The organism is Mangrovibacter phragmitis, assembly GCF_001655675.1.
GTDB lineage: Bacteria > Pseudomonadota > Gammaproteobacteria > Enterobacterales > Enterobacteriaceae > Mangrovibacter > Mangrovibacter phragmitis.
Genome location: NZ_LYRP01000001.1, coordinates 179,619 through 203,735, shown reverse-complemented (window position 1 = coordinate 203,735; position 24,117 = coordinate 179,619). Strand labels below are relative to the sequence as shown.

The 24,117-nt window shown below is 50.2% G+C and carries 20 protein-coding genes; 8 read left to right on the top strand and 12 right to left on the bottom strand.

What is annotated here, in order from left to right:
* Positions 1–2: 2 nt before the first annotated feature.
* Genes A9B99_RS00855 through patD form a run of 4 tightly spaced genes read left to right on the top strand, consistent with a single transcriptional unit; the run spans position 3 to position 4,217 of the window.
* Positions 3–1,016 carry an ABC transporter ATP-binding protein gene (locus A9B99_RS00855; protein ID WP_064593718.1) on the top strand — a complete coding sequence of 338 codons (1,014 nt, stop codon included), beginning with the start codon at positions 3–5 and terminating at the stop codon, positions 1,014–1,016.
* 2 nt (positions 1,017–1,018) lie between these two features.
* The gene (locus tag A9B99_RS00850) at positions 1,019–1,960 is read left to right on the top strand and encodes an ABC transporter permease (protein WP_156518991.1); all 942 of its coding nucleotides are present in this window, start codon (positions 1,019–1,021) and stop codon (positions 1,958–1,960) included.
* Positions 1,950–2,756 carry an ABC transporter permease gene (locus A9B99_RS00845; protein ID WP_064593711.1) on the top strand — a complete coding sequence of 269 codons (807 nt, stop codon included), beginning with the start codon at positions 1,950–1,952 and terminating at the stop codon, positions 2,754–2,756. The genes A9B99_RS00850 and A9B99_RS00845 overlap by 11 nt, the downstream gene beginning before the upstream one ends.
* 36 nt (positions 2,757–2,792) lie before the next feature.
* On the top strand, positions 2,793–4,217 hold the full coding sequence (patD, locus tag A9B99_RS00840; RefSeq protein ID WP_064593708.1) for an aminobutyraldehyde dehydrogenase: 1,425 nt from the start codon (positions 2,793–2,795) through the stop codon (positions 4,215–4,217).
* 47 nt (positions 4,218–4,264) lie between these two features.
* Here the strand turns inward: patD and A9B99_RS00835 are convergent, their stop codons facing one another.
* The gene (locus A9B99_RS00835) at positions 4,265–5,875 is read right to left on the bottom strand and encodes a sensor domain-containing diguanylate cyclase (protein ID WP_064593705.1); all 1,611 of its coding nucleotides are present in this window, start codon (positions 5,873–5,875) and stop codon (positions 4,265–4,267) included.
* 294 nt (positions 5,876–6,169) lie between these two features.
* Here A9B99_RS00835 and A9B99_RS00830 point away from each other — a divergent pair, with 294 nt between their 5' ends.
* The gene (locus A9B99_RS00830) at positions 6,170–7,519 is read left to right on the top strand and encodes an esterase-like activity of phytase family protein (RefSeq protein ID WP_064593702.1); all 1,350 of its coding nucleotides are present in this window, start codon (positions 6,170–6,172) and stop codon (positions 7,517–7,519) included.
* 57 nt (positions 7,520–7,576) lie between these two features.
* On the opposite strand, the gene A9B99_RS00825 is transcribed toward A9B99_RS00830, so the two are convergent.
* The 3 genes from A9B99_RS00825 to A9B99_RS00815 are packed head-to-tail and all read right to left on the bottom strand — an operon-like array spanning position 7,577 to position 14,070.
* Entirely contained in the window at positions 7,577–9,763 is a 2,187-nt protein-coding gene (locus tag A9B99_RS00825; protein WP_064593699.1) for a virulence factor SrfC family protein, read from the bottom strand.
* Positions 9,760–12,729: a virulence factor SrfB gene (locus tag A9B99_RS00820; protein ID WP_064593697.1), complete on the bottom strand. Its 2,970-nt coding sequence runs from the start codon at positions 12,727–12,729 to the stop codon at positions 9,760–9,762. The genes A9B99_RS00825 and A9B99_RS00820 overlap by 4 nt, the downstream gene beginning before the upstream one ends.
* 3 nt (positions 12,730–12,732) lie before the next feature.
* Positions 12,733–14,070: an SrfA family protein gene (locus tag A9B99_RS00815; protein WP_064595432.1), complete on the bottom strand. Its 1,338-nt coding sequence runs from the start codon at positions 14,068–14,070 to the stop codon at positions 12,733–12,735.
* Between the two features lie 279 nt (positions 14,071–14,349).
* On the opposite strand from A9B99_RS00815, the gene A9B99_RS00810 reads away from it, so the two are divergent.
* On the top strand, positions 14,350–14,607 hold the full coding sequence (locus A9B99_RS00810) for a DUF2526 family protein (RefSeq protein ID WP_064593695.1): 258 nt from the start codon (positions 14,350–14,352) through the stop codon (positions 14,605–14,607).
* Between the two features lie 70 nt (positions 14,608–14,677).
* Here the strand turns inward: A9B99_RS00810 and A9B99_RS24000 are convergent, their stop codons facing one another.
* The 3 genes from A9B99_RS24000 to A9B99_RS00800 form a co-directional block, all read right to left on the bottom strand.
* Positions 14,678–14,824: a hypothetical protein gene (locus tag A9B99_RS24000; protein ID WP_197499242.1), complete on the bottom strand. Its 147-nt coding sequence runs from the start codon at positions 14,822–14,824 to the stop codon at positions 14,678–14,680.
* A 109-nt stretch (positions 14,825–14,933) separates the two neighbouring features.
* Positions 14,934–15,383, bottom strand: coding sequence for a DMT family transporter (locus A9B99_RS00805; protein ID WP_064593693.1), 450 nt, complete (start codon positions 15,381–15,383; stop codon positions 14,934–14,936).
* Positions 15,376–15,897 (bottom strand): GNAT family N-acetyltransferase, encoded by a 522-nt coding sequence (locus A9B99_RS00800; protein WP_064593690.1) that lies wholly within the window; start codon positions 15,895–15,897, stop codon positions 15,376–15,378. Before A9B99_RS00800 ends, A9B99_RS00805 begins: the two co-directional genes overlap by 8 nt.
* 48 nt (positions 15,898–15,945) lie before the next feature.
* Between A9B99_RS00800 and A9B99_RS00795 the strand changes: the two genes are divergently transcribed.
* A complete protein-coding gene (locus A9B99_RS00795; RefSeq protein WP_064595430.1) occupies positions 15,946–16,518 on the top strand; it encodes an XRE family transcriptional regulator in 573 nt (190 codons plus the stop codon).
* 222 nt (positions 16,519–16,740) lie between these two features.
* Positions 16,741–17,418 carry an FCD domain-containing protein gene (locus A9B99_RS00790; RefSeq protein ID WP_156518961.1) on the top strand — a complete coding sequence of 226 codons (678 nt, stop codon included), beginning with the start codon at positions 16,741–16,743 and terminating at the stop codon, positions 17,416–17,418.
* Between the two features lie 131 nt (positions 17,419–17,549).
* Here the strand turns inward: A9B99_RS00790 and pqqU are convergent, their stop codons facing one another.
* The 5 genes from pqqU to A9B99_RS23695 all read right to left on the bottom strand — a co-directional run bounded on the left by pqqU (position 17,550) and on the right by A9B99_RS23695 (position 23,667).
* Positions 17,550–19,688 carry a TonB-dependent receptor PqqU gene (gene pqqU, locus A9B99_RS00785; protein ID WP_064593684.1) on the bottom strand — a complete coding sequence of 713 codons (2,139 nt, stop codon included), beginning with the start codon at positions 19,686–19,688 and terminating at the stop codon, positions 17,550–17,552.
* Positions 19,689–19,957: 269 nt separating this feature from the next.
* Positions 19,958–21,469, bottom strand: coding sequence for an L-asparagine permease (ansP, locus tag A9B99_RS00780; RefSeq protein ID WP_082917800.1), 1,512 nt, complete (start codon positions 21,467–21,469; stop codon positions 19,958–19,960).
* A gap of 319 nt (positions 21,470–21,788) precedes the next feature.
* A complete protein-coding gene (gene nfsB, locus A9B99_RS00775; protein WP_064593681.1) occupies positions 21,789–22,433 on the bottom strand; it encodes an oxygen-insensitive NAD(P)H nitroreductase in 645 nt (214 codons plus the stop codon).
* A gap of 161 nt (positions 22,434–22,594) precedes the next feature.
* Positions 22,595–23,407, bottom strand: a complete 813-nt coding sequence (locus A9B99_RS00770; protein ID WP_064593678.1) for an SDR family oxidoreductase — start codon at positions 23,405–23,407, stop codon at positions 22,595–22,597.
* Complete coding sequence (locus A9B99_RS23695) at positions 23,407–23,667, bottom strand: hypothetical protein (RefSeq protein WP_156518960.1); 261 nt, start codon at positions 23,665–23,667, stop codon at positions 23,407–23,409. The genes A9B99_RS00770 and A9B99_RS23695 overlap by 1 nt, the downstream gene beginning before the upstream one ends.
* Positions 23,668–24,117: the final 450 nt, after the last annotated feature.

The following is a 24,117-nucleotide window of genomic DNA, read 5'->3' as shown; positions in this document are numbered from 1 at the left end:
CTATGTCTTACGCAGTACAGTTTGAAAATGTCTCCCGGCATTTTGGCGAGGTACGCGCTGTTGACAGCGTGACACTCGCAATTAATGAAGGGGAGTTCTTCTCCATGCTCGGGCCATCCGGCTCGGGCAAAACCACATGCCTGCGCCTGATTGCGGGTTTTGAGCAAAGCAGTGCCGGGCACATCTTAATTCATGGGCGCGATGTCACAAACATTCCGCCTTATGAGCGAGATGTAAATACCGTCTTTCAGGATTATGCGTTGTTTCCCCATATGAGTGTGCTGGATAACGTGGCATATGGGTTGATGGTAAAAGGTGTGGGGAAAAAACAACGCCTGGCCCAGGCTCAGGAAGCCCTGGAGCGGGTTGACTTAGGGTTTGTGCGCCAGCGTAAACCCTGGCAACTTTCCGGTGGGCAGCGTCAGCGTGTCGCACTGGCCCGCGCTCTGGTAAACCGCCCGGGAGTGTTACTGCTGGATGAACCACTCGGCGCACTCGATTTAAAATTGCGCGAACAAATGCAACTTGAGCTAAAAACATTGCAACGGTCCCTGGGCATTACTTTCGTCTTCGTCACCCATGACCAAAGCGAGGCGCTGTCGATGTCTGACCGGGTGGCAGTATTCAATAATGGCCGCATTGAACAGGTTGATACTCCCCGGGTGTTGTATAACCAGCCAGCCACTGAGTTTGTCGCCCGCTTTGTTGGCACAGCGAATGTGCTGAGCGGGGAAACCTGCAACACCATTACCGGTAAAACAGGAAGTTTCGCACTGCGTCCCGAATATATACAGTTAAATCACCAGGAGGCATTTCAGACACAGGGGACCGTGCGGGAGGTTCAGTATTTCGGCGCTACAACCCGGCTGGACGTGCAATTAGCCAGTGGTGAGCATTTGCTGGTCAGCCAAACCAATACACTGGGCAGTGACTGCGGGCTTTACCAGCCAGGACAGGCTGTGGCGTTATCCTGGCCTGAAGCGGCAATGGTTCGGCTGGTGGAGGAAAGCCGATGAATATGCAGGAAGCAGCAAAAGGTGTATCACACTATCGTTTAAGGCGTGATGTCTGCACGTTTCTGTGGCGTCGGCCGTTGTTTTGGCTGGCACTGTTACTGACTCCACCGGTAATGTGGTTCGCCATTATTTACCTCGGTTCTTTGTTCACATTGCTGTGGCAGGGTTTGTACACCTTTGACGACTTCACCATGTTGGTGCTGCCAGAACTGACACTGAGCAACCTGGCTGCGCTATTCTCCCCGGCTAATTACGACATCATTTCACGTACCGTCATCATGGCCTTGCTGGTCACGCTGGCAAGCGCAGTGCTGGCTTTTCCTCTCGCCTGGTATATGGCGCGTTATGCCAGTGGCCGCATGAAAGCCTTTTTGTACATTGCGGTGATGTTGCCAATGTGGGCCAGTTATATTGTTAAAGCCTATGCATGGACGTTGTTGCTGGCAAAAGATGGCGTGGCGCAGTGGTTTTTAACCCATATGGGGCTGGAAGGTGTGTTAAGCACAGTGCTCAGCATACCAGGCATAGGCGGTACAACACTTTCCACTTCTGGTCTGGGCCGTTTTGGAGTGTTTGTTTATATCTGGTTGCCATTCATGATATTACCGGTACATGCTGCGCTGGTCAGAGTGCCATCTTCAGCACTACAGGCCTCGGCAGACCTGGGGGCCAGGCCGGGGCAAACATTGCGCTATGTCGTTCTGCCGCTGGCTATTCCCGGTATTGCTGCGGGTTCCATCTTTACGTTTTCACTGACCCTGGGGGATTTTATTATTCCGCAACTGGTGGGCCCGCCGGGGTATTTCATTGGCAATATGGTCTATGTGCAGCAAGGCGCTATAGGCAATATGCCCATGGCGGCGGCATTTACCCTGGTGCCTTGTGTTCTGATTGGCTTATGGCTGGCGTTGGTAAAACGCCTGGGAGCATTCGATGCACTCTAATCGCGCCCCATTTTGGCTCACTGCCACCGCCTGGGCGGTTATCATTTTTCTTCACTTCCCGTTAATTATCATTGCGCTTTACGCATTCAATACTGAAGAAGCGGCCTTCAGCTTTCCACCTTCCGGATTCACGCTACACTGGTTTCAGGTGGCTGCAGCAAGAGGGGATATACTGAATGCTGTGACGTTGTCACTTAAAGTAGCGGCACTGGCAACAATTATTGCGTTAATACTTGGCACGTTAGCTGCAGCAGCTCTCTGGCGAAAGGCATTTTTTGGCCGTAACGTCATTAGTTTTGTCCTGATGTTACCCATTGCTTTGCCCGGCATTATCACCGGTCTGGCATTGCTCACCGCCTTTAACAAATTGGGAATAACGCCGGGGATGTTCACGCTGGTTGTCGGGCATGCCACTTTCTGTGTGGTCATAGTGTTCAATAACGTAGTGGCTCGCTTTCGGCGAACCGCCTGGAGCATGGTTGAGGCATCCATGGACCTCGGAGCGGATGGCTGGCAAACCTTTCGCTATATTATTTTACCAGGACTCGCCTCCGCCATGCTTGCTGGCGGCATGCTGGCATTTGCACTTTCATTTGATGAAATTATCGTGACGACATTCACGGCAGGCCATGAACAAACGCTGCCGTTATGGTTACTGAACCAGTTAGGAAGACCACGGGATGTTCCCGTGACAAATGTTGTAGCGCTGGTTGTGATGCTTGCCACCATGTTGCCCATTCTGGGAGCCTGGTGGTTAACACGCGATACCGACACAACGGCCGGTAGTGAAAAATAATGCGACAGCAACACCAAAGTAAACAAGGAAAATAACATGCAAAGCCAACTTTTAATCAATGGACAACTGGTTACTGGGCAAGGTGAACCTCTTCCCGTTTACAACCCTGCCACCGGCGAAGTATTGCTTCAGATTCCTGAAGCCACGGTGGAGCAAGTTAACAGTGCAGTGAGTTCCGCCAGTGCCGCATTTGACTCATGGAGCCAGACAGTGCCCCGCGAGCGTGCTGAAAAACTGCTGGCACTGGCCGCTATCATCGAACAACATGCGCAGACATTTGCCCGCCTGGAGTCGCAAAACTGTGGCAAACCTTTTCACGCAGTGCTTAACGATGAAATCCCTGCAGTCGCCGATGTATTCCGTTTTTTTGCCGGAGCGGCCCGTTGCCTGAGTGGTTCCGCTGCCGGCGAGTATCTGGAAGGGCATACATCCATGATTCGCCGTGACCCGGTAGGTGTGGTGGCGTCTATCGCGCCCTGGAACTATCCGTTGATGATGGCAGCATGGAAATTAGGTCCGGCACTGGCCGCGGGTAACTGCGTGGTTATCAAACCGTCTGAAGTCACACCATTAACCACATTTAAGCTGGCCGAACTGGCAAAAGACATTTTCCCGGCGGGCGTACTGAGTGTGTTGTTTGGGCGTGGCCAAACGGTGGGCGACGCCCTGACCGGGCATAAAGACATTGCTATGGTGTCACTGACCGGTTCTATCCCCACTGGTGCGCATATTATTCGCCACACATCGCAAAGTGTGAAACGCACGCATATGGAATTAGGTGGGAAAGCACCGGTACTGGTGTTTGATGACGCAGATCTTGATGAAGTGGTGGACGGGATCCGGGCATTTGGTTTTTACAATGCCGGGCAGGATTGTACCGCGGCGTGCCGCATCTACGCACAGAAAGGCATTTATGCCCAACTGGTTGAAAAGCTGGGTAACGCGGTCAGTACGCTGAAAACAGGTGCCCCTGATGACACCGATACCGAGCTGGGCCCGTTAAGTTCGCTGGCACATCTTGAACGGGTTGAAAAAGCTGTCAATCAGGCTAAGTCATTGCCACATATCAGCGTGGTAACCGGGGGTAGCCGGGTACCCGGCCCGGGGTATTATTTCCAGCCAACGGTGCTTGCTGGTGCGAAACAAGGCGATGACATTGTTCAACGTGAGGTATTCGGCCCGGTGGTCAGTGTGACGGAATTTGACGACGAAGCGCAGGCATTACTTTGGGCAAATGACTCTGATTATGGGCTGGCCTCGTCTGTCTGGACGAAAGATGTTGGCAGAGCTCACCGTTTGTGTGCCCGTCTGCGCTATGGCTGTACCTGGGTGAATACCCATTTCATGCTGGTCAGCGAAATGCCTCACGGCGGGTTAAAGTCTTCAGGTTATGGCAAAGATATGTCGATGTATGGTCTGGAAGATTACACCGTAGTCCGCCACATAATGATAAAACATTAAGGTTGGAATGCGCGGGCGGAGGACTCCGCCCGCAATGAGTGAGGTTGTCAGGCGTGGGTTGAAGAAGCCGACTGGACGCCAGAAGTCAGGGGCTGCGAACATAACGAGCGGTAAAGTACCACCCGGTTACGGCCTTTGTCTTTGGCTTCATACAACGCGATATCTGTCATTTTTATTGCTTCATCAATACTGTCCGCATCTTCAAGTGCGGCAATACCCGCTGATATAGTGACAGAAGGCAACTGAGGATGTTTTTCCTGTTCAATAGTGCATCGGATGCGTTTGGCAATCTTCTCAGCATTTTCTGTGCTGGTACCCGGCAGCATAATGACAAACTCCTCCCCGCCAAAACGCCCAACAAGGTCCGTTTCCCGGCAGATAGTTTTAAGAATGCCACTGACCATCACCAGCACCTTATCTCCGGTATCATGCCCCCAGGTGTCATTCACACGCTTGAAGTGATCGAGGTCCAGAGAGATAAGCGCATTCTCACTGTGTTTTCCCGATACGCTTGCCAGTGTCATGAAGCCTCGCCGGTTAAGCAGCCCGGTTAATGGGTCCGTTGATGCTTCACGATCCAGATTTTTCACCTGTTTAATGGTCGAAACCATCCCGGCACTGATTGATACTTTCAATTTATTAGCTTCGTAGTACCAGGCATCTATCTGGCGAATTTCCTCCACCACATGAGCAGTCGGCTTACTGGCCGAGAGTATTGCCAGGCGGCGTAATGGCTGTGCTATCAGTGTTGATAAAATGAAGGATAACAATGAGGTAAACACCAGAATCAGAATGATAAACCACACAGACTGGCGTATTGTGGAAAGCATAATATCGTTTACCAGTGAACCATCTGCATAAACAAAGACATTCCAGTCCGTTTTAGTCAGGCTGCCAACGCCGAGTAATTGCGTCGCTTCATCATGGTTAATTACGTAAGTACCGCTCATATTCTGGCGCAACATTTTTTTCAGCTGGTCATCAATACCAATCTGGCTGCCCACTTTGTTCGGATCTTTATTAAAAATGATATGCCCGTCATTGGAAACAATGCTCACATTGGCACTGTAATTATAAAAATGGGTGCTGATTATTTGGTTTAAGATGCTTTTCTGTTTTAGGTAAATCGAACCACCGATATAACCGAGATAATTACCTGCATGGTCGAACAGCGGTGCCGAAAGAAAAATGACGTAGCGGCCAGTAGTACCAGTAAAAAAAGGCTGTGAAATATAAAGTTTACGGGTTTTTAATGCATTCTTGTTAGCCTTCGATTGCAAGCCAATCCCTCGTAAATTGAGGCTTTCTGGTGATGTAGCCAGAATAATTCCGCGGTCATTAACCACAATAACTGAGTTAAAAAAGCCTGATTGCAAACGCAGCCTGTCGGCTTCATCTACCATGGTCTGGTAATCATTGAGACTATGAATCTTACTGGCACTGTAAGCCAGTTCCTGCTGGCTGATGCCAATCACTCTGTCCGCTGTTTCTGCCAGTTTGCGGGCATAAGCGTTGTTATTCTCAAGAATAGTATGCTCAATATTAGCTTTTTGATAAAAATACAATGACGTCAGCAAGAGCACGCCTGTCAGCACCACTGAACCAATTGACATCCAGGTCAGTAGTAAGTTGAGTTTGATGGTTCGTAGTGCGGTCATAACACGAGTCCCTCGATATGCCGACGGTTACTTTTGCTGACATATCGTAAGTAACCAGGATTTATCTATATTTTACAGATGAAGTTTGCGATAAGCGACAAACGAAACATGATTTTAGCCCTTAATTAACCTTTATGATCATGCGCAGTTCATCTGATTGCTCATACTTTAGGATTAGCCTTATCTGCCAGGCCAGGTTTGCTTAGGGTTAATCTGTCATTGTCATTGTCATTGTGCTGTCACATATGCCCGCTTAGATAAATCCTTCACAAAACAACCAAAATGGATAACCTCATGGGATTCAAACCACTGCTATTGGCCGGATTTATTCCTTTCTGTTCTCTGGCGGCACAACTTCAGGTTGACCGCTATGTCGTAAGCTTCCCGGGAGGGGAACGCGTTGCTGTGAGCCAGGCGCTACAGCATACTTTCCCTAATGGCTTGCCACCGGGTGTGGGTTCCGGGCTGACCTTTACCGGCAAACAACATGGCGAGCTGACGTTTGCCACGGTAACAGACCGCGGCCCCAATGCCGATTCGCCGGATGTGGGGGAGAAGGCATCGAAAATTTTCGCCTCTCCAAATTTCACACCATTTATTATGACAATTCGCGTGTCGGGGAATAACGCACTGGCGTCTGAAGAACGCCCCATCCATGATGACAAAGGAAATATCTCCGGTCTGCCTCTGCCACAAGGAATGGTCGGTTCTACCAATGAAGTCGCCCTCAACAGCGAACTGAAAACACTGAGCTCAGACCCGAGAGGTCTGGATACTGAAGGTATTACGCCAGACGGTAAAGGTGGATTCTGGCTATGCGATGAATATGGTCCGTTCCTGATTCATGTCGATGGCGAAGGGAAAGTCCTGGCCAAATATGGCCCGGAACCTGCCGCAGGCGAGCAAAGTGTGGCCCGGGGGTTACCAGCCATTATCAAGTGGCGCCAGCCAAACCGCGGTTTTGAAGGTGTAACCCGCCTGCCTGACGGCAAAATTCTTGGCGCAGTACAAAGCACACTGAATATAGACGGGAAAAGTAAAAATAAAGCGACCTTTACTCGTCTGGTTGTGCTCGACCCGGCGACGGGTAAAACAGCAATGTATGGCTACCCAATTGATACACACTATAAAAAAGCATCTGATGCGAAAATTGGTGATGTTGTGGCACTGAACAACCATGAAGTGTTGCTGATTGAGCAAGGTAAAGATAAAGACAAAGTGATGCATAACCGTATCTACAAAGTTGACTTGCGCCATGCAACAGACTTAACGCCATTTGATAGCCAGACAGCACCGGAATTTAACACGCCAGAAGCATTAAAAAAGCGTGGTATTAAGCTGGCGACAAAGACTGAAATTGTCGATTTACCCCAATTGGGCTGGCAGCAGGAAAAAGCTGAAGGTTTGGCACTCATCGACAACCGTACGCTGGCAGTAACCAATGACAATGACTTCGGCCTGACATCGTCACTGGCTCACCCTGTAGATGGAGCCAAAAAGCTGGATGACTACCAGGCGGATGGCAAAGGCAACCTTACCTACAATGGGCAACCGGTGACCAGTACAGTCGTGCTGTCAGCGCTCAACCCACCGGCGTCTCTTAGCGAACTTTGGGTCATTCACCTGGCGAAACCTGTCAAGTAAAGGTTATTCAGAAGATTAATCCCCGTTTCCCCGCAAGTGCAGGGAAACGGTTTTCGTCTAAGCGAGCCGTGAAATCAGTGTGACCAGTGATTTACGTTGTGTTTTATTCAGGTCGCCGGGGCGAACATAATCCCTGTTGTCCAGCGCACACTGGTACAAGGCTACCAGCCAGTCATACACATAATGCGTTGCTGCGTGGGCCGGTTGTTCACCCAGCCGGGTCAGGCGCACCGCTCCGCCAGTTTGTATATGGGGTGCGAAAATACCTTTACCACGATTGACCCGGCTCTGAGGGCGCTGTTCAACAGGTATTTCACTGTATCCCAGCCAGGTAATGAAATCCCCCAATGTGGCATAGCCTGCCACGGCATTTGCAGACAGCTTGTCCAGTTTATCCCGGAGCCCGGTACGGTAGCTGGTGGTGATAATAATATCGGCCAGCAACTGCAACTCGTCAGCGCTAAGGCCGGTGCAGGTTACGGTTTCGGGTTTTCCTGCCCACTGGCGAACATGGCGCACCCATTGAAGAAATAACACCTGCCCGGCAGGCAGTACGGGAGTGCTGTCACTTTCTGCCGTTGCTGGTTCATCACTGAACAAATCAAGGCCAGGATCAAAGATAGGCAGCGTACTCAGAGCAGGTTGCTTCTGGTCGTTGTTCAGACTCTCCGTTAACCCGGCAGGGGGTAACAATCCACTAATAATTTCGCCATGATGCTGTGCCTGGCGTTGTAATGTCCGCACCAGCTGGCTGGCAAGAGATTTGGCTTGCTCCGGGTCGGCCTGTTCAGTTGCTGCATAAGGTGAAAATAGCAAACAGGTTTCTGCGCATAACCGGGCAGTCAGGGATGCCAGACGTAACTGATGGCGTTCCTGGGTCAGTGCATCCTGCAGCCAGTGTTTGAGGCGCGACAGGTTATGTTCATCCAGTGCCTGCAATGTTCCCCAGTCAACTCCGGGTTTACCACACAGGCGCTGCAAACCATCGTCAAGGGGAGTTTGCCCGCTTTGGCGGCCATCAAATGGCGTGATAACCCAGGCCATACCTGGCAGATTATCGCCATTTTCAGCCACTGCCTGTGTGGCCTGTTGCCAACGTTTCAGCAGCTGACTGACTGGGTAGATATCCTGACGGGAAGAAACCGCCTGGTTTATCAGCAGTAAATCGGGGCTGGCCTGCCAGGCATATAAATCGGGCAGTATCAGAGCCCGGGTTTTTTGTAAGGAATCAGGCACACCATAGGGCGGGAGATCCAACAGATCAACGCCATCGAGTGCTGGCGCTGCCGCCAGGGTAAACACCACCTCATAACACAGTAGCGCCAGGGAAGAGAGCGCAATACTGACCTGGCCTTCAACACGGTTAAGCTGTACCGGGCAAACAATTACATCGCCCTGGTCCTGGTCATGAGCAAACTCGGCAGGGCAGAGAAAATTCTCGGTGGGCAGTGAGAATGCATCCACCAGGAGGTCCAGCGGTGCACAAACGGCTCGCGCGCCATTAAGACGCGCCAGTGCATCGGCCAGGGTACGCCATTGAGTGGTCAGCTCCGGGTTATCTCCCCAAAACAAACTATACAGGCTCTGGCGATCATCCAGGCCAAGCTCTGGCAACAACCTGGCTATACGGAACCAGTCAGCATCATCAATTTGCCAGGTTTTACGTGCCGGAAGTTGAGCCCAGTGACGGGCCAGCAAACTGACTTCTTGTGGATTTACGGTTGGTTGTATACCCGGCTGGCGGCGTAAGGCTGCCTGCTGTAACCGGTTTTGCAGGCGGGCAGATGGCAATGCCTGTAAGCCTGGTTGATGGTGATAATGGCTCATAAACAGTGCAACCAACGCGATTTCGCTCAGCAACCGTAGAGTAACCGGGTAACCTTTGGCGGTGGTTTGCGGTTGCGCAGTGAAGCGCACTGCCATAGTAGGCGCAGTGTGCCCTGGCTGGATGTGGCTTAAGTAATCAATAGTTCGCCCCTGGGCACTCACTTGTACGCGCCCGTCAGGGCTGTCAGTCAGAGTACGTAACAACCAGGATTTTGCCTCATAGCCTTGTCCGTAAATCCCAAGAGTAGGTGAGGATTCAAGAGATTGTTCGAGCTGGCTAAGCCTGAATTGTTTTGCCTGAACATGCTGGCACAGACGGTCTCCATCTTCATCCAGTATACTGGCTTGCGTGCGGTATTTTTCAACCCAGTTAATCAGTGCGGCCAGCGTATCCGCAGTAGTGATTTTACGGCTCATGCGTAGACGCTCCCGCTATCAATCCAGTAATAATTTGCGCTGTTTTGCCGGTAAGCCAGCGTATTGAGTTTCAGGCTTAACTGCGACAATGGCACTTTGCGCCCGTCCTGTAACCATGCGTCTGCCAGTTCAAACGACAGAGGCGTATCACCGCCGTGAGTCTGGAGTTGCAGGCGAACATTCAGTACACCATCACCGGCAATAGCGCGAGACAGCCCGGCATCGTCAATCGATAAGGTATACAGCGGTGTGGCGGGCCAGCGGGCGTTATCCAGTTGCCGGAAACCCAGCGTCACATTTCCGCGCAAGGGGAAACTTACCTTAACAGCAAGTTTCTCACCCGGATTATCCAGATCAATATCCTGATACCAGACATTGTCATCGCTCAGCATGTTGTTGCTGTCCAGTACCCCCAGGTGGCGAATAGTTGAGTATGCTTTGATATCCGCCGCTTTGAAGTTGAAACCCGGCAGACGCAAATCCAGAGCCAGGCTACACAGCATCGCCCCAATAGCGGCAGTAGATTTAGGGTTGCCAATTCGTCCTTGTTCACTGAATGGGTACCATTCATGAACCGGGTAGTTTTCCAGCCACACCAGGCGGTTGACTGGCACCGGTTGCAGGTAACGAATAAGTGCCTGAATCCCAGGCAGGCAGCCAGGCCTGCCGGTAATTAACAGTACATCACAACAATAGTGAGATACGGCTTCACACAGCGCATGCAGCGGGGCGGTTATGCGGAATTTTCCCGCCATCATGGCATCGTGAAGCAGGGAAAATGGCACATCAAGGGGCACTGACATCAGGTTAAACGCATCACTCTGGGGAGGTAATGCACCCTGAACGGCTTTATGAATGTAATGGAGCACATTTTCGCCGGGCGGTACTGCCAGTAAATCGCCAAAGGTAGTGTAAACCCCGGATTGTGGGTCGCTGGGATCCTGCTCTTCCCAGGCACTCAACAATTTATGGCCCAGCGGCATAAACAGCTGGAGAGCGGCTTGCTGGCGTAATATTCCCTGGGTATCCATCCGCCCGGACTCACCAAACAGATGCCCCATAAGACCTGATGCATCTACCACTCCGGCTTGCTGAAAAGCCTGCTCAAGGGCGGGTAAAATTGCCAGTTGGATCACATCAAGCAGAATATCATCCCCGGCAATTTTAAACCCTTCGCGGAACAGTAATGTTGGAGCGATTTTAACATTGCTGCCAGTGCCTTCATCCAGTTGATAGCGGGTAATTGCCATATCGGTTGTGCCGCCACCAATGTCAATGGTTGCCACACGAATTGCCCGTCCGGGTTGTTCATCGTCTGCCAGTCGGTCTTTACGGGCAAGTGTTGAGAAAAACTGATCCGTTTTGCCGGCAAATTTCATCATGGCTTCGTTATATAACCAGACTAACTGGCCACAACTGGCTTCATCCCAGTCAAGGTGAATTGCCGGAACAGGTACAACAGTGCGCTGGCGCTCCGCCGGGCGAGAGAAATCGTCATCGGCCGGATGCCAGCCCAGCGCCTTCCAGATAACGGCAATCGCATCTTCCATTCTCTGGCGAAAAATAGCCTTCTCTTGTTTCGGCATCGCCGATGGTAACGTCAGAATCAGTGTTCTTAACTGGCGTGGTGAAGTGGGGTAGCCCTGAGCAAGACGGCTGGAAACACTATTAATCTGGGCCAGCGCCTGCATCAACAACTCACACAGCATATGCATCATCAATGAACTACGGGTGTAATGAGGAGAGAACACAGGCAGTCGTTCATCTGGTGGCAACTGATACAGTGGTTGCCCTTCATCATTCATCAGGTTCATTAACGGCCAGGCCGTTGCCAGAGGCTCTCGCTGGGTATGGGTATTAAACTGACTAAAACGCCATTCTTCATTACCTGGTGTTTCATCCCACAGGTAACGACGCGGGCTGGATATGCCGCTGTTACCTTCGGTGCCGCGGCGCGCTATTGCAAGATTACGGGCTTCATCGCCTACGCGTACAATAGCAGGCCACATAAAGGCTTCATCGCGGCCACTTTCTACGGAAAAGTGGGTTTTACCAAACCGCGCTTCATTAAACTCCATCCGGCTGGTAAACATCAGGGCATTCAGGTACTGCGGCTCACTTAAATTACGAATCTGTAATGCCATTGTCTGGCGCAAGCCGTCGTTTGTCGGCCCATGGTCTTCAATCAGCACTCCACAGGTGTGCGTATTACCGACATCAAGAACCAAATCAACAGGGATTGCCGGGGTTTGCAGGGTTTCACCAACAATTTTCACTTCAGGAATATTGAGTGAGCTCAGCAGGGTGAGCACATTCATCCAGTGAGCCTGGTACTCAAACAACTTCATCGCACGAGTAATATCTTCTTCGCTGCGCCCCTGTTCGCGAGTAGCGTACTGGGTGAAAACTTCACGTAACCAGCCATCGACCCAGGTTTGGTCCAGAAATTCAGCTACATCCTGGTTTTGCCACGCAAGGGTAAACCGCGTGCCATTGCGCACATCACTTTGCAGCGGCGCCAGGCCACCGCTATGTTCATCTTCTGCCAGTTGAGTATCAAAAGCGACAACAATACGGTGAGTATTGCCTTTGCTGTCTGGTGATGCCAACTGACGAATCTGGACTCTGGCCCAATTGTCCGGGCCACCCACGAAAGTACGGGGCGGGTTGAAACGTAGAAATGGGACTGGCAGCCATACGCCATCCATCATTTGTAGTGACTGGCTGAGTGGCTGAGTCACTTCCGGCTTTACCACTTCTGGCGCACTGGCATCAAGGGTGGGCAGGCTGTATTTCCCGGGGATAATATCGTAATCAAGGCGTAGCAAAGGCCCGTTTGCTGTTTTCCGGACAAAACAGCCCTGGTTGGGCATATCAAAAGGCGTTACACCAAAATCCAGAAACTGCACACCGCTATTCTGAATCAGCGTGACGCTTTGTTTGTAATCACTCAGGGGTGCCAGCATGGGTTACTTACTCACTTTAATTAACGTTACAGGCGTTGCCGGATGCTCACTGTAATTCGCACTACAAACAGCGATGTTGTTTTCACCCTGTTCACAGGCAATTTCCGGCATGGGATAACGGTTGCCATTACTGCACCGTGCACTACCACGCGGTTTAATCATCAACTGGCCGGTTTTCAGTAAACCAGAAAAAATTTCCGCACGGCAGGTCACATTCTTCTCAGGGTTAAAACGCACGCTCCCTTTATTTTTTTGGATCTGGTAATGCATAACCTCAGGCACATCCAGTCCTTTTAGTGGTTTCACCACTACCCGCCAGTTACCATTGAGGAAACGTGTGGTTCCCATCCGCACATCCGTCACCGGCATTTCAAGGGCATTTTTCGGCGGTGCGAGTGGTTTAGTCTCAGGCAACGATGGAGGCGGAGGCGGAGGTGCCACAACGGTTGCCCTTGCAACAGGCAGATTCATAGTTAACGGCGCTATGACTACTTTGGGTGCAACTGGCTGCACGGGTTGCAGAGCACTGGTCTGTACTGGTTCACTATGCTGGCTCACTCCCCACCAAACCGCAGGTACTGCAATCGCCACAACCACGGCTGCGGCCGCGGGCAAAAGCCATGCCGGACGCTTTTTCACCGCTGCGGAGGCAGAGATTGCTGGCGTTACAGGTGTCTCTTCAGGCGCGTCAAGTTGCTCCGCATATACCGCATTGATTGCTTCCACGCTGGGCGCAGCCTGTTTAGGCTTACTATACAGTAACGGCTCATCGGGAGAACTTATCGTCGGTTGTTCTGGTAGCGGTGCGGGTTCTCCAGACTCGGGCTCAGGGCTCGCGATTACTACTGGAATGACTGGCTCCTGATGGCGTAAACACGCCAGCACATCATCCTGCATATCCTGGTTGAGTTGTAAAAAACCCCAGAAAGTAATGACGGGTTTGTCATCGACCAGAAATAAATGGTTTGCTCCAGGGAAATGCACAGCCTTGGCCAGCAATGCGCCAAATAACTGAATCGACGCATTCCCGGACTGTAAACAGCGCTGGCTCAAAGTGGTGATATTATCAACGTACTTTTCCAGCGTTTTTAATGCTTGTTTGCGCTGCCCGTCGCTGGCACTGCTCCAGGTGGTGACTTTTCCCGAAAAGCTGGCATACCAGTCCACCCGGTCACCATCATCATTAAGTTGGGGGATAGCCAGGCTGTCTGCAACAACCTGCAGGCGACGCAAACGCAAGGTTTCACGAATTTGCCGGGCGGAATCAAATACAGGCTGTCCATTCTCACCAAGAGCCAGAAAATCATCAAGAAAACCGCTTCGTAATAGTGTTTTTGCCACAGTTTTGGTCTCAAAAGCTATCTTCACGCTTTTACTATAAATTGCACTTAAGGAAGCTAAACGGCAGAAGAGAGGGCAAAAGGGGCAAATCATCGCGCTATTAATACAGTGGCTTTTTCTTGACTAAAACAGAAAAAGCGCTTTCACTTTTCTGCTAACTGCTTGATGAGCCGTAAAAAAAGTGGCTAAAACAAATTTTAACAGGTAAGCATCAGGGCAGACAGATAATACAGTTGCTGGCTGAGCACGGTACTCTTATATTTAAAACAGGAGGTGAACATGTCAAATCAGGAAACTATCATTGCCCAGGTGGACGAGGCGATTCGTTCTAATCAAATCATTCCGATGAATGAATTACTGGTTGAATTGAGCAATAACGGCGAATTGACGCGTGAGTTCAGGTACGAGCAGCAACAACGGCTGCGTATTACTATTGCCCACCATGGTCAACGCCATAAAGAAGATCAGGGCACGCATGATGAACGGAGCATGCATTTACGCGAGGGTGGTGAAATTCCGGTGAATAAACAGCCGTAGGGGCAATCAAAACGTCTCCTTGCGAAGACGTTTATACGCTGAATGCCCTGTTCACCGAGTGAAACAACGGTTAACCGCGGGGGCCTCCACCCATCATTCCCGGGCCTCCGCCGCCACCTCCGCCATGACCGCCGGGGCCTGGTCCCCACCAGGGTACACAACCAGTCAGACTGGCAATCGCCAGTGCCGCACATAAAATCATCACACTCTTTTTCATAGCAACCTTCTCATACAACCCAGAACACGATGTGCAGGAAGGGCACTTTGCCAGAGTGATATGGTTAAAAAATGAAGAATCTGTGGAGAAAGTCATGCAGGTATTAAATTCAGAATTCGCGACGCGCAACCAGCCAGGCACCGATAATAAGCAAAATGGCACCACATAATGGGCTGACTAATGCCCGAACACTGACACCACCACTGCGCATAATATCCATCACCAGGCCACCGATAAGCTGGCTGGCAACCAGCACCGCAATGGTAGTGGCCGCCCCCAGAAACTGGTAACCCTGAATGCTGGCAAAAACAAAAAATGAACCCAGTAACCCGGGAATAACAGTCCACCAGTGGATGCTGCGTGCCAGTTCAACAAAACCGCCAGTACCATTGCGGGCAAGCAGAAAAGCGCAAAACAGCACAATACCTACCAATGAATTAAGCAGCATGGCAATCAGTACACTTGAGGAGGACTGCGTTATACGCACCATCAACGTGTTCTGGATAACTAACCCGACGCCAGCCAACACCAGGCAGAGCAGGGTAAGCGGGTTACTCATGGAGGCTGTCCGGGTCAGTGCGCGTATCCAGTTGCAACTGCATAAAGGTTAAATCCAGCCAGCGACCAAATTTGGTGCCTACCTGGGGCATTTTCCCGGTCACCACGAAGCCGAGTTGTTCATGGAGATGGAGTGATGCCATGTTCTGTGATTCAATCGCTGCCACCATGACATGCACTCCTTTATTGCGGGCAATATCAATCAAATCCCCTAACAGGGCGCGCCCGATACCTTTTCTGCCATGGCTGGGGTGAACATAGACAGAATGTTCAACACTGTGGCGAAAGCCCTCAAATGGCCGCCAGTCTCCATATGAGGCGTAACCGATAACAGTCCCATTTTCTTCAGCGACCCGTACCGGAAAACCCTTATCCTGGCGCTGATGTAACCAGTTAATTCGGTTTTCTGTATCTACTGTTTTGTCGTTCCATATTGCCGCGGTATGTTTTACTGCGTGGTTATAGATTTCAGCAATAGCCTCGCAGTCTGCCTCTGTCCCCTGACGAATACGCATACATCACTCCTGGTGATATTTTTCAAAAGCGTCACTATAATGGACTATATGAATAATATAATAGACAGCTTAAATCAACGAATCTGTCAGCGGATTCGAATAGAACGTGAATCTCGCGGCTGGTCTGTGAGTGAACTGGCGGAGAAAGCAGCGGTTTCTCGGGCGATGATTCACAAACTGGAGCGGGGTGAAAGTAGCCCTACGGCAACACTGCTCGCAAGGCTCTCCGGGGCGTTGGGAATAAGTATGTCCACGCTAATTGCCCGTGCGGAAATGGCGTCCGGGCGCTTACTCCGCCATGGGCAACAACCCGTGTGGCAGGATCCACAAACTGGCTATATCAGACGTCATCTTTCGCCACGCAGCGATATGCCAGTTGACCTGGTGCAGGTTGAATTGCCAGCTCACCAGCATGTTCCGATGCCAGCCGCAGCCTGGGCACTGGCTCGCCAGTTACTGTGGGTACACCAGGGCGAACTGGTGTTTGTTGAAGGTGACCTGCGCCATGAAATGGCGCAGGGAGACTGCCTTGAGCTGGGGCCACCGAATGACTGTGAATTTCGCAACGAATCAGATAACGCCTGCATATATATTGTTGTCAGGCTCAATCAGCCCTCCTGAGAATTGTAATAATTTGACTTAAAAAAAGTGAAATTGCGTATTGTTCCTAAAGTCATCCAAACTCGATGCCGTTATAGTATGATTTATTAGGTTGCACATATTTATAACGAATAAAAATACGCTTCTTGGTTGTTTATTTTATTTAGACACTCACGCAATACGTGCCTCATCCCGCGCTCTATTGGCCCGGGAGGGTTTTTATGTGTCCATAACAGGGAGAGAATGATGCTGGATTTGCGCAATGCACAACACCTGAGTTTAACTATGCAGGTTGAGTTACGTCTTAAACACGCGCTTATTGCTGCACAAATGGCACCTGGCGAGCGTCTTAATACACGCGATATTGCAGAAGAAATGCATGTCAGTATTACCCCGGTCCGCGAGGCAGTATTACGCCTGGTCGCAGAAGGGGCGCTATGTATTGCGCCCGCACAGGCATTTACTGTGCCTAAAATCACCCGGTCACAATTCGAAGAAATCACCCTGATTAGAAAGGAGTTGGAAGGGGTGGCACTTCAGCGTCTCATTGAGCACCAACCACTGGGAAATATGGCGCAATTGGCCGAGCTTAGCGAAATGTTTAATACGGCCCGCGATAAAGGAGATGCTCACAGCGCTCTTCAGGCACAGCGAGAGTTTCGTTTTACATTATATGAGCGGGCTCAGTTGCCACTACTGCTGGGAATGATAGAGCAGTTGTGGATCCGCGTTGGTCCGTGTTTTCATTTTTTGCGCCAGATGCCTGAACATATTACTCAGAACCGCCACAATTACGACGCACTGCTGGAAGCGATAAAAAATAAAGATGTTGCCAAAGCACAGCATGAACTGATTTTAGCAATAGAACACAGTAACCAACTGGCAATGACTCACTTTTTTAATGCTGAAGCACAGTCGTAAAAATCAGCACGGTGAGATAATAGGCAAACAATAATAACGCAGGCGTGAAATAATGTGGCCTGTTTAACCAGGATAAAAAAACAGGGATGGTAAGAATTCCTCACCGTCCCTGTTTGAAGTACGTTCAGAACTTACTGAAATTGCCAGGTAACTGACAAGCCTACACCATAATTACGGCCAGGCGCCGGTTCGTAATAACGCCCATTGCTTTCGTTGACAATCACTGAACCCACATACTGTTTATCAAACAGGTTATCGACGCGGGTATAGGCATCAACCAGCATGTTGCTGTAACGGAACTTGTAGCCGCTGGTTAGCCCAACAGTCGTCCATGAGGGCACTTTTGCGGTGTTTTCATCGTCTGCCATAATACTGCTCAGGTAATGAATATCACCACTTGCGTACCAACCCTCTTCCGGTTCCCAGCCCAGAGAGGCCCAGACGTTATTGCGGGCAATTCCCGGAATGCGGTTACCATTACAGTTACTGTCACTGCACACATTTGACTGGTAGGTGGCATCCAGCCAGGTCCAGGCAAGTTTCATCTTCCAGTTGTCAGCAAATTGTTCATCAAGCCCCAGTTCAACACCGCGACGGCGTGTTTCACCAGCATTCTTGTAGGTGGTACGGCCACCGGCACTACTGTCCACAACAATTTCATTGTCGGTTTCAGTCTGGAAAATGGCGGCACTGAGTAACCCATAGCCAATGCGCGTTTTACTGCCCAGTTCAATGGTTTTACTGGTTGATGGCTTCAGATTAAAATTCAGCCCTGGAGCACCATCATTACGGTAAGAAAGTTCAGTGATAGTTGGTGTTTCGAATCCGCGACCCGCAGACAAATACACATTCCATGCATCTGTGACGGCGTAATTTAGCGAGCCAACTGGCAGCCATTTATGGTAATTGGTATCGCCGCTACCATCACCATTATCAGCGGTAATATAATGATCATTGGAGTCAAACCAGACATTACTGTAACGCAGCCCCGCATCCAGGCTGAGTTTATCGAGCAACTGCCAGTGTGTCTGGATATAGGGGTCAAGGTTCCACATCAGGTTACGTTCGTCGCGCCGCAATGCACCTTTCTCGCCATAAACCGCAGAGCCATCCACCATATGGAAATTTTCGTATCCTTTACGATGTTCCTGCATGTTCTCGTAATCCAGCCCGGTCGTTACGTTGAAGGGAACTGGCCCGGCATTACCACGGTGTGTCCAGCGGGTGTCAACGCCCTGGTATTCACGGGTTAAATCAATAACACCGCCTGCATGTGTAGGCTTCAGTTGCGGTGTATAAGGAATGGACTGGTACTGTGTCATATCCCGTTGCCCGGCATACATCATGACACTCAGGTCGTCATTCAGGCTCAGTTGCCTGTCATACCGCAGCCCGGCCTGGGTTTGTTTTACGGTTTTACGGGTATTGTACTGATCTCCCCGCGGAGACTGGCGCGGGGCGCTGCGCCATTCCGACCGGCTCAGCCCGCCAGGATCATTGGCTTTAATATCCACACTGTTAAACAATAACGTCAGTTTGCTGACATCATTAAGGCGCACGCCAAGCCGTGCGTTGGCCAGGTTTTTACGCGCGCCGCTATGGTCACGGTAGCCTTTGGTGGTCATACGCTGAGTTGAAACAGTGTAATCAACATCACCACTGTGAGTACCATCACCCGTTGCGCCTGTGGCTTTCAGGCCATAACGCCAGGTTCCATAACTACCGAAGTAGCTGCTGGCTTCAATTTCAGGGGGTTGTTTCCCTTTTTGGCTCTGAATATCTATAACCCCGCCAGAGGAACTACCATAAAGTGCTGAAAACGGGCCACGCAAAACAGTAATGCTGCTTACGCTGCTTAAATCAATATTCGATGTCTGGCCTTCGCCATCAGGCATCGTTGAAGGAATACCATCTTCATAAATTCGCAGACCACGCACACCGTAGGTAGAGCGCGCGCCAAAACCACGGATTGACAGTTGTAAATCCTGCGCATAATTCTGCCGGTTGAGGATTTGCAGCCCCGGAACCTCACCAAGGCTTTCAGAAAGGTTTATCCTGGGTTTGGCATGGCGAATATCATTACCATTAACCACTGTAACCGCCGCTGGTGTATCCAGCTCTGATGGAGTTAGCTGTGTGGCAGTGACAATCATGGTTGAAGACGCGTCACTGTTATTGGTGGTTTGTTCAGCTATTGCAGCCAGGGGGATAACACTCGTGGGGATCAGCAAGACAGAACAAGCGATCTGTCTGGCAGAAAAAATTTTCATAAATAGCCTGTTACTTCAATGGATAATTACATCAATGATTGTGAATATATGGTAAATGTTTTGTAAATACATGAAAAGGAAAAATAGTCCGCTATTACGTGCCGTAGCCTGAGCCAGCGCGATTTTCAGGGCATTGTTTGCGAAGAGAACGGCATAGCGGGAGAAAATTGGAAAGGCGTCTTTATACAGCAAACTCTACAGGGCAGGGGTAATATGCTTTATCTGTCAATGCCTTCCCTGGCAATGACATACCGATTTACAACAGCGTGTTACTCGGCGTCACGCACGAGTGTTTTTGGTGCAGACTCAGCGGTCTTATCCGCCTTTGACCCGGTATCAAAATCCAGCTCACTGTGAATCTGGTGTACGCGGTGACGCACCCCATACCAGCCCGCAACCAGTAATACTGCAATTAACGGAATCGATGCAATCGTCCAGGTACCGTTAGGGTAATCAAATGCCATCAGCACCAGTACACTGAATAAAAACAGCAGTGTCAGCCAGGATGTAAAAGGAGCACCAGGCAGTTTGAAGCTCACATCTTTCGCTTTGCCTTGCTTAATAGCCTGGCGCAGTTTCATCTGGCAAACCACAATAAATGCCCAACTGGAAATAATCCCCAGCGATGCCACATTCAGTACAATTTCAAAAACTTGAGAAGGCACTAAATAGTTCAGGAAAACGCCGACAACGTACACACACAGTGTCACCAAAATACCGGCAAAAGGAACATGGTGCTTACTCATCCGTGACATAAACTGCGGTGCAGAGCCGCCCATCGACATAGAACGCAGAATTCGCCCGGTGGAATACAGGCCAGAGTTGAGGCTGGAAAGCGCTGCCGTCAGCACCACGATATTCATGATACTGCCTACATAAGGCACACCCAGTTTAGAAAAGAAGGTCACAAACGGGCTCTGCCCGGCCTGGTAAGCATTCCAGGGTAACAGCAGTACCAGCAGCAACACAGAACCAACATAGAACAGGCCAATACGCCAGATAACGCTGTTGATAGCTTTTGGTACCATGGTTTCCGGGTCTTTACATTCACCCGCCGCGGTTCCCACCAGTTCAATAGAGGCAAAGGCAAACACAACCCCCTGAACCAGCACCAGTGCAGGCAACAGACCGTGGGGGAACATCCCACCATTGTCTGTAATCAGATGGAACCCCGTAGCGCCACCATCAAGCGGTTTACCGCTGCCAAGGAAGACCACACCAATCACCAGAAACAGGACAATCGCCAGCACTTTAACCAGAGCAAACCAAAACTCCATCTCAGCGAACCACTTCACGCCAATCATGTTCATGGTGCCGACAATACCCAGTGCCGCCAGAGCGAAAATCCATTGAGGAACATCACCAAACGCACCCCAGTAATGCATGTACAATGCAACGGCCGTGATATCAACAATGCCCGTCATCGCCCAGTTCACAAAATACATCCAGCCTGCGACATAAGACGCTTTCTCACCAAGAAATTCACGAGCGTAAGAGACAAAACTCCCACTGGAAGGGCGATGTAACACTAATTCACCCAGTGCGCGCAGAATGAAGAAGGAGAAAATACCGCACACTAAATACACCAGTGCCAACGCAGGCCCTGCGGCCTGAAGGCGCGCACCTGCACCTAAAAACAAACCAGTGCCAATCGCACCGCCAATAGCAATCATTTGCACCTGGCGGTTACCCATCGCTTTGTGATAGCCAGCTTCATGTGAATTCAGCCAGCGGCGTTTTGCAGCGTGTTGCTCCGCTGCGTGCTTTGATGTTGCTTTCATGCCTGCTCAATCCTGTCTGTAATACTTTCATTAATGATAAGCCTGGCTTCTGACTCACCAGAGACAATCGTTTGCTTTTTCTGGTGAATTATCCGCCGCTATTACCCTTTCATTAGGATTTATTAGACTGAAAGGGTGTAAAAATGACGAAGAATCCTACCCTCAATTCATTAATGAAGCAAAACATAGAAGTAAGAATTTTATAAGTCTGGCTTATCTTTATTCAGTAAAGAATACATGGATAATATGTGACAACGTCACAAAGTAACAGAGTAATAAAAATTGGAATGACGGGTCTGATTTTCAGACCCGGTGCGGGTTAGAGTAGGGTGATCACTTCGTTTTGGTCGAGGCGTGATTTCGGTAATTTCGCATTAAAATCTGCATCACTGCGATAACCGACCGTCGCAACGACCACACTGGTCTGGCCTTTTTCTGCGAGGCCCAGCACATCATCCATTTTGGACGCAGTGAAACCTTCTATTGGTGTGGCATCGAGCCCCATTGTCGCAGCGCTCAGCAACAAGAAACCCAGCGCGATATAAGCCTGGCGTGCCATCCATTCGCGTTGTTTTTCTGCCGATGTACTGTTCAGCCCAACAAAGTAACGGCGGCCTTTATCCATGCCTTCGCGGGCATCACTGTTGATAAAACGGCCATCCTGCTGTTCTTTTTCAAGAATCGCGTTCAGATGAGCGTCATCAATAGCTGTACGGGTTGCGAAAACGACTACCAAAGCAGCGTTATGAATTTTTGCGGCATTCGGCTCACTCACCGCCGGGATTATCTGTTGTTTTGCTTCGTCCGACGTTATTGCATAAAAGTGCCATGGCTGTGAGTTAACTGATGAAGGGGCAAAACGCAGCACATCCAGCAACTGTTGCTGTTGTTCCTGTGTCAGTTTACGGCTGCCATCATACGCTTTGCTGGTATAACGCTGACGAACAATTTGGTCGATAGTCATTGCAAGAGTCCTTAGTCAAACTGCGACATCGTCATAAAGACCGGTTAAGGTGGTGACTAACCGGTCCGATTCTTGCAAAGAATATCAGTGGTGGCTTTGGGTCTGCCAGACAGCATGAGAGATAAACGCACGAAGTGGCAATCAGTTGCCCGCACGATGTTTCATGATTTCTTTGCTCCAGGTTTCAGGCTGGTCCGGGCAAATTGCTGAATGACTGCCAGTTTGCGTATCAGCGCGTTATCAACCAGTGTGGGGAGCAACGCATTGATTTTCACAAAAAACCTTTCCGGAAAGCCAAGACGAGTACGTAAGCGCCGTTTCTGGATTGCAGTAATTATCTGACTGGCTACCCATTGAGGCGAGTCACTCTTATTACCGAGCAGCCGGTTCATTTCCACCATAGCCTCACTGTTTAATGATGTATCGGTGGCACGGGGGGCAACGTACACTACGCGAATGCCGGTGTCTGCCAGTTCACGGCTCAAAGCCTCACTGAATCCACGCAATGCGAACTTACTGGCACAATACAGGCTGTAACCTGGGTAACCAATATCTCCCATGATAGACCCCACATTAACTACCATGCCTTCGGCATTAAACCTGTCCAGTAGCGCCCGGGTGAGCAAAATCGGTACTTCTGTGTTGGTATAAAGTTGCGCATGAATATCGCCAAACGACTGTTTTTCAAGCCAGCGGAAGCATTGAGTGCCAGCATTATTGATAAGCACATCCAGCCGGGGTTCATACTGGAGCACCTCACGCAACTCGCTAATTTCATCATGGCTGTAATGCTTAACCGTCATTACCTGATGATAAGCCGCTCCAGGCAGGCGCTTAACCAGTTCGTTCATGGCCGGGCCATTACGCCCCACTAAAATCAGGTGTGCTCCCCGTGAGGCAAGTTCAAAAGCCAGCGCCTGACCAATTCCTCCGCTGGCGCCCGTCAGTAACACGCGTTTATTCGTCAGTTTCATCAGTAAACTCCGGCGACTTCAGCCAACATCGCTGCATACAACGGGTAAACCATTTGTGCAGCATGAATAATCGCAGTCTGGTCCTGAGGTTGTGTCACTTCATTCATCAGGCGGGTAAAAAACTCAACACAGGATTTATCCCACTCGCCATGGGAGTGCAGGTAACTGAGCGCGCTGTCTGGTAACTCAAGGTGTCTTGCTATCGCAGGAGCAATACTGGCGCTATCAGTTTGCGCAACAAGTGGTTGATACAATGCCATGGGTAATCTCCGCCTGAAAAAATGGATTATCAGCAAAAAATAATGGAAAACAGCCTGTGGTCGCAGTCGTCCATTAGGAGTGACAAACTGATGTTTTGTTATCGCACAGGTGGATATCAGCGGACCGATACGCGCATGATCCGCCAGCCTTTCGTTAAGAGCATCAAGTTGCAATATCGCCAGGCAGAGCATCTCAGCCATCGTCCATTCAGAGGATAAAAGACCCTGCGGCTGCCAGTGCGCCTGCGTAGTAAAATTAATACTTTTTTCACGCAAACGTACCCCGTTGGGCTCCTCTGTGGGGCCAGAAATGAAGATGATTGTAAGTTTCCAGAACGAGGTTGAATCCATCTGTCTGTTCTCTGCAATCAACGCCGATGAACAAACAGTACGCAGCCATGATTAAGAAAGACTTAAAAACAACCGCAGGTAAAAAATTTTTTGGGGATG